This window comes from Muriicola sp. (genome assembly GCF_041567615.1).
Taxonomy (GTDB): domain Bacteria; phylum Bacteroidota; class Bacteroidia; order Flavobacteriales; family Flavobacteriaceae; genus Muriicola.
Map to the genome: position 1 here is coordinate 1 of NZ_JBFGBM010000153.1, position 6715 is coordinate 6715.

7 protein-coding genes are annotated in these 6715 nt (G+C 47.7%); 4 read left to right on the top strand and 3 right to left on the bottom strand.

The features are described 5' to 3' along the window. Together ABYP73_RS10320 and ABYP73_RS10325 are read left to right on the top strand one after the other, a co-directional pair. On the top strand, positions 1–976 hold a 976-nt coding region (locus tag ABYP73_RS10320), incomplete at its 5' end, for a VWA domain-containing protein (protein WP_372974263.1). A 25-nt stretch (positions 977–1001) separates the two neighbouring features. Continuing rightward, positions 1002–2471: a magnesium chelatase gene (locus tag ABYP73_RS10325; protein WP_372974264.1), complete on the top strand. Its 1470-nt coding sequence runs from the start codon at positions 1002–1004 to the stop codon at positions 2469–2471. Between the two features lie 75 nt (positions 2472–2546). Here ABYP73_RS10325 and ABYP73_RS10330 read toward each other — a convergent pair whose 3' ends face one another. From ABYP73_RS10330 to ABYP73_RS10340, 3 genes are all read right to left on the bottom strand, one after another. Next, on the bottom strand, positions 2547–3011 hold the full coding sequence (locus ABYP73_RS10330; protein WP_372946657.1) for a hypothetical protein: 465 nt from the start codon (positions 3009–3011) through the stop codon (positions 2547–2549). 151 nt (positions 3012–3162) lie between these two features. Next, positions 3163–4380, bottom strand: coding sequence for a DUF418 domain-containing protein (locus ABYP73_RS10335; RefSeq protein WP_372974265.1), 1218 nt, complete (start codon positions 4378–4380; stop codon positions 3163–3165). A 98-nt stretch (positions 4381–4478) separates the two neighbouring features. Beyond that, positions 4479–4919, bottom strand: a complete 441-nt coding sequence (locus tag ABYP73_RS10340; RefSeq protein ID WP_372945011.1) for a hypothetical protein — start codon at positions 4917–4919, stop codon at positions 4479–4481. Between the two features lie 124 nt (positions 4920–5043). On the opposite strand from ABYP73_RS10340, the gene ABYP73_RS10345 reads away from it, so the two are divergent. Then, a complete protein-coding gene (locus ABYP73_RS10345) occupies positions 5044–5832 on the top strand; it encodes a tRNA pseudouridine(38-40) synthase TruA (protein ID WP_372974266.1) in 789 nt (262 codons plus the stop codon). Between the two features lie 39 nt (positions 5833–5871). Further along, a partial coding sequence (locus ABYP73_RS10350) for a CorA family divalent cation transporter (RefSeq protein WP_372974267.1) occupies positions 5872–6715 on the top strand: 844 nt, incomplete at its 3' end.

Below are 6715 nucleotides of genomic sequence, written 5' to 3' on the forward strand. Positions count from 1 at the left end.
ACCGCAACCCGGTAGGCGACCGACCCGACCTTCGGCTCGCGCGCTCCAACCTCGAGGCCGTCTGCCGCGCGTGCCACAACTCCGCGCACCCGGAGAAGGCAACCCGGGGGAAGGCCTGTTGTCAATCACTGCAAAAATGGAACGCATCATCCGGCAGAGAGCGTTAGACCAGATCTTCGGGAAGATCAAGCGCAGCGGTTCCGGAAACCACCGAACCGGGAAGTCGGGCACAGGAGACGAACACACAGGCGATTTCAGGGATTACCATTTCGGGGATTCCCTAGACAGGATCTCCATGACGGAAAGCCTGAAAAATGCCCAGGTACACCACGGACTGGATGGTTTTTCCCTAACCGAAGACGACCTGGTCGTGGAAGACACCCACCACAAAGCCCAGATGAGTACGGTGCTTATGATCGATATCAGCCACAGCATGATCCTGTATGGGGAAGACCGGATCACCCCGGCCAAAAAGGTAGCCATGGCCCTCGCAGAGCTGATCACTACCCGCTATCCCAAGGACACCTTAGACATTTTGGTCTTCGGCAATGATGCCTGGCCTATTCCTATTAAAGACCTGCCCTATCTCAAGGTAGGACCTTACCACACCAATACGGTGGCGGGATTGCAGCTGGCTATGGATATGCTCAGGAGGAAAAAGAATACCAATAAACAGATATTCATGATCACCGACGGGAAGCCCAGTTGCCTGAGATTACCCGATGGTACCTACTACAAAAATAGCGTGGGTCTCGATGATTTTATCGTCGAGAAATGCTACAATATGGCCAGGCAAGCCCGTAAACTCCATATCCCCATCACCACCTTTATGATCGCCCAGGACCCGTACCTGATGCAATTTGTGAGGCATTTTACTGAGGCGAACAAGGGTAAAGCCCTGTTCACGGGGTTAAAAGGCCTGGGTGAGATGATCTTCGAAGATTATGAAAAGAACCGTAAGAAAAGATTGAAATAACACTATTTGAAAAAGAACTACATACATGAAGTTGGAATACGACAAGATCAAAACCCTGGGTGACCTTAAAAAAGCGGGGTACCAAAGCCGGGGAATCAAAGATGAGTTGCGAAACAATCTCAAACAGCGCATTAAAGAAGGTAAGGATACCTTTAGCGGGGTATGGGGGTATGAAGATTCTGTCATCCCAGAACTCGAGCGGGCTATCCTCTCCAGACATAATATAAATTTACTCGGCCTCAGGGGGCAGGCCAAGACCCGTTTGGCCCGACTTATGGTCAATCTCCTGGATGAATACATTCCGGTGGTAGAAGGTTCCGAGATCAATGACGACCCTCTGAGGCCCATATCCCGATACAGCAAAAAGCTGATCGAAGAGAAGGGGGATGACACCCCGGTAACCTGGTTACACAGGGAAGAGCGTTTCTATGAAAAGCTGGCCACCCCTGACGTTACAGTGGCAGACCTGATCGGAGACGTGGACCCCATCAAGGCGGCGAACCTTAAACTTTCCTATGCCGATGACCGGGTGATCCATTTCGGTATGATCCCCAGGGCCAACCGCTGCATTTTTGTGATCAACGAATTACCCGATCTACAGGCCCGGATACAGGTATCCCTTTTCAATATACTGCAGGAAGGAGACATACAGATCAGGGGATTTAAACTCAGGCTTCCCCTGGACATTCAATTCGTTTTTACCGCAAACCCCGAGGATTATACCAATCGCGGAAGCATTGTAACCCCCTTAAAGGACCGGATTGGCTCCCAGATCCTCACCCATTATCCTAAAGAGATCGAGACAGCCAGAAAGATCACGACCCAGGAGGCTAAGCTGGACAAGGAGCAGGAGAGCATGGTCTATGTCCCGGAACTGGCCAAGGTCCTCCTTGAACAGATCAGTTTTGAGGCGCGCAACAGTGAGTATGTGGATGCAAAAAGCGGCGTCAGTGCACGTACGAGTATCACGGCTTTCGAAAACCTGCTCAGTACCGCTGAGCGGAGGGCTCTGGCTCAGGGGGCCTCCAAAACCTCAGTTCGTCTATCAGATTTTATGGGGATCATCCCATCCATTACCGGGAAGATCGAGCTGGTCTATGAAGGAGAGCAGGAGGGAGCCGATGCGGTGGCCCTCATGCTGATCGAAGATGCGATAAAAACCTTATTCCCTAATTATTTTCCCGCCATTTTGAAACTGGAGCAGAAAAATACAGAAGGCCCCTATGATGATCTTATCCTTTGGTTCTTTGACCGGGAGGGACTGGAACTGCCTGATGGGCAGACAGATGAGCAGTACCGCGATCTTCTGAATGGTATTCCCCCTTTACAGGCCCTTATCCGTAAACACCAGCCCAAAGTAAAGGAGGAAGACTCGTATTTCTTGAAGGAATTCCTACTCTGGGGTCTTGTGGCCCATAAAAAACTCAGCAAGCAGCGGTACAGCAAAGGCTTTCAGCTCAAAGACTTGTACGGAGGTTTTATCAGCAAACTATAAAAAAACCCCCGCTTTTGCGGGGGTCCTTTGTGCTGCCATAGCACATCGCGCTCATGTCTGGTGACGATGAGGGATTTATTCGTGTATCCTGTCCAGAGTATAAGATCCGATACGTATCCTCCGGTGCTGAAAAGCCGATAGGGTGAGTATGATTAAAAAAGATTGTAAGGCCAATATGAAACCGCCTGCCGGGAGAAAAGTCTGAGGGAAGACCTGTTCCGAATAATCGAAATAAGTGAGCAGGATATACAAGGTTTCAGCCAGTTTAAAGATGTATACGGGCAGGATAGCATACATGGCAAATTCGAGGTTTCGCAACAGGTTTAACTGTGAATTCTCATCACCGCCCGCTCGTTTCAGTACATGTAGAAATGCGAGGTGCACCATGATCAGGAGGGAAAAAATATAATTGTCGACTTTTAGAAAATAGAATTTGTTGGTATACAACCCGTAGAAACTGCAAATCAATATCAAGGGAAGAACCGTCACGGAAAGGTAGAAGCACTTTTTCCAGGGCAGTAGTTTCAAGATACGCTTCATTCTATTGAATGGTTCTTTGAATTTTTCATATCCAGAACGGCGACCTGAAAACCTTTATTTGAAAATATTCGTTGAACTGCAAGGAATGTTGAGTATCCCTAAAAATGTGTGGTGTAGGGCAGAGTTTGAAAGACCAAAGTTTGATACATGATCAGGCCTTGGGTCTTCGAAACGGGTATAAGGTAAAAAAGGTGCAGCTTCTCCATATCCATTCCAAAGGACCGTAAAGGAATCGTTTCATCCACCAGATGCTGATGCCTATTTGAAAGACAATAAGCAGTAATGCCGCCACCAAACTATAGGTATTACTCAAGGTTCCAATATAACCGAGTCCCCATCCGTAAAAGAAAAAAGTTCCCATAATACTCTGAAGAACGTAATTAGAAAGTGCGGTCCTTCCATAAGCCCTGAAAACGTCCAGGGATCTCCTCCCTCTTTCAGATCTGTAAACCATTACAAACAGACAGAGCAAGGCAAGGGTGATAGCTATGTTGACCAGGTCATAGCCCGTAAGCCCGATCATCGCATACCAATTATCGAATTTGGGCTCAGGTCCGATCTGTGCGAAGGAAGCAACGGTGATTAAGACAGCTACGCAAAAGAGGATGAGGGAGGCCCATAGCAGGTCCCTGGTTAGCTTTGTCCTTTCCATATAATGTTTAAAGTACTCGATTCTTCCCGCGTAAAACCCGAGAAGAAAAAATCCAAAGGTGAGGTACGCTCTTGAAAAAATCCCTAATTGAAAATCCAGTTTCATGAGATGACCTTCCCATGCGTTCGTTTGGAATACTTCCCAGATCGAACCTTTACTGAGGATATGGTAATACTGTATCATTGAAGGATTCTCGGCCGTAAGCTCCCCCAATGAAAATAAACTCTGCCCATCGGTAAAGGCGAACGTAATAAAGCGGCCCGCTCCCAAAAAGATAACCGCCATGGTCGCCAGAATCCAGGGCGATCTGAGTTTGTAAAAAAAGAGCAGGAAAATCCCCAGCATGGCATAAATAGTCAGTATATCTCCCCTGTAAAAAAGACTGTGGAGATAGCCGATGATCATTAAAAGTATCATGCGCCATAGGAAACGGTATCTGTAGTCGACTTTTTTTTGATAGGCATTGTTCATCTGTATATAAAAACTCAGTCCGAACAGGAAAGAGAAGAGTGCGAAGAACTTACCTCTTAATAAGATCACAACAACCCCGTCGATAACATAATCAAATACCCCCGCATGTGCCGCTTCTACAGCAGCTTCTGGGACTGGAGCTGCCACGTAGTTCTCTACCATATGTACGATGACGATACCTGCCAATGCGAATCCTCGCAGAGCGTCTATGATATCGATACGGGATGATTTTTTAATAGAGGTCACTCAGATTTGGTTGTAGAGAATAAAGGAGTTAGAGTGAATTCAATTCGAGTTCACCTGTAGAATAATTCAGTACCTGTCGGGCAGAATTTACCCGGGGATCAGGTGATCCAGGTCTTACGCTCACTGAGACGAGCAAAGAAGACGAGCAATATGGCAATGATGATCACCATGACGGGGATGATCACAGCCTCTGTTTTCCCGTAAACCTCGCTGGCATTGGTCATGAAGAAGCTGTAGCCCATCTGAACTATGACGCCTATTAGGGACAGACCTAAGGCTGATTTAGCCCATTTCTTCCTCAAGAGGAGCCCGATACACCCGGCCGCCCCGAACCAAACGGCCACGGCGAACGCGGCGGTAACCCATGCGGGTGTGTTTTCCATGAGCTCTATCTGAGCAGGGGTCATTTCCGCCTTGATCGCTTCTTTCATAAAGGCCGTTCCCAAATAATTCATGACACCCATGAGGTTCCACAATAAGGCGAGGACACTGACCACCCAGAACCAGACCGGGGGTTTTGCTGCTGATTGTTTGTTCATCTCAGTTTGTTTTGGTTGTTGAGTTTCCAAAATACAAATTTTTTGTTTTGGTCTGGTCCTGAGTTGAAAATGGGATCACCGGACCGCATATCTGCATTATTGTGATATCTTTAATTGGGAAGAAATGCAAATGAGAGGAAAGTATACCTACGTGGTCTGGATTCAATACCTGGGATTCAGGTACAGCGGCTGGCAAAGGCAACCCGGTCAGAAAACTATTGAGGGGATGATACGAAAGACCCTGAAATATGTCCGGCCTGGAAAGACGTTTAAAATACTCGGGGCCAGCAGGACGGACGCGAAGGTATCTGCTTTCAACATGGCGTTTCAATTGATCTCCGAGGACGATCTTAAAGAAGAGCTGCCCGACTTTCTGGAGGAGCTCAATGAAAACCTGCCTCCGGACATCCGTATCCTCAAAATACACGAAGCGAGGGATGGCCTCAATATCATCAAGGATGCCAGAAAGAAGGAATACGTGTATTTTTTCTCTTACGGTTCCGGGAATCACCCCTTTTCCGCCCCTTTTCTGGTCAACTTCCCGGGTGAACTGGACATCGATCTCATGAGGGAAACGTCCCTTTTATTCGAAGGGGAGCATCACTTCCATAATTTTACGGCCCGGTTGAAGGAAGGGAAACAAGTGCGCAGAAAGGTCATGCATTGCCGGATCACTGAGAACAGGGAACTGACGGCTAATTTCTTTCCCGAGAAACATTACAAACTGCTGGTCCGGGGAGACGGATTTATGCGTTACCAGATCAGAATGATGATGGGTGCCCTGGTGCTGGCAGGGAGGGGGAAGATGGAACCGGCGATCATAAAAAAGGCCTTGCAGGAAGGAGAGAAGGTGAGTATTCCCTTCATAGCCCCTTCTTCAGGCTTGTTTTTAAAGAATATGGAACTGCTGTAGCCCGTTTTGTTTTATATCTTTAAGGGAAAGTTGAAGTACATGGCCAAAATGAATTTTCCTCTCAACAAGATCCACAAAAAGAGATTCCGGACCCACAAAAAAGTGGGGAAAGCTCCTGGCACGATCACCTACCTCGGGTACCGGGAAGATTCCGTCAGCACGCTGGACGTGATCGCCTACAATGAGGAGCAGGTAGAACAATACAGTCCGGTGAATGTGGAAAATCTCCTTGATAACAGGGGAGAGAAGGTAAAATGGATCAATCTGGTCGGACTCAGTGACGAAGGGTTCATCGAAAAGCTCGGAAAAACTTTCGAGTTGAATTTACTTGTGCTGGAAGATGCGGTCAATACCCAGCAACGTCCCAAGATCGACGAATATGAGTCTTATATTTTCGGGGTGTTCAAGATGATCTATTTGGATGCACAGCAAAATATCGTGATAGAACACGTGGCCCTCGCCCTTTTCTCCCATGAACTGCTGGTCTTTCAGGAATTAAAGGAAGACGTCTTTGGATCTGTCCGGGACAGGATTTTGGGGAAACTGGGACGTATAAGGACACGGGGGGCAGACTACCTTTTCTTCGCCCTGCTGGATGCGATCATCGACAATTATTTCGTGGTGCTGGAGCATGTTCAGGACCAGTTAGAGAACCTGGAAGAGGAGGTCTACAGGAAACCCAAACCCAGGACTGCACAAAAGATACAGGAGCTCAAAAAAGAAGTGCTCAGGATCCGTCGGTACATCTCTCCGGTCAAGGAGCTCGTGAGCAGGCTGATCGATTCCGAAAACCCTCTCATAACCAAAGACACCAAATTCTTTTTAAGGGATGCGCTGGATCATTGCCTCGAGATCAATGAGACTCTGCAGATCTACCGGGAAA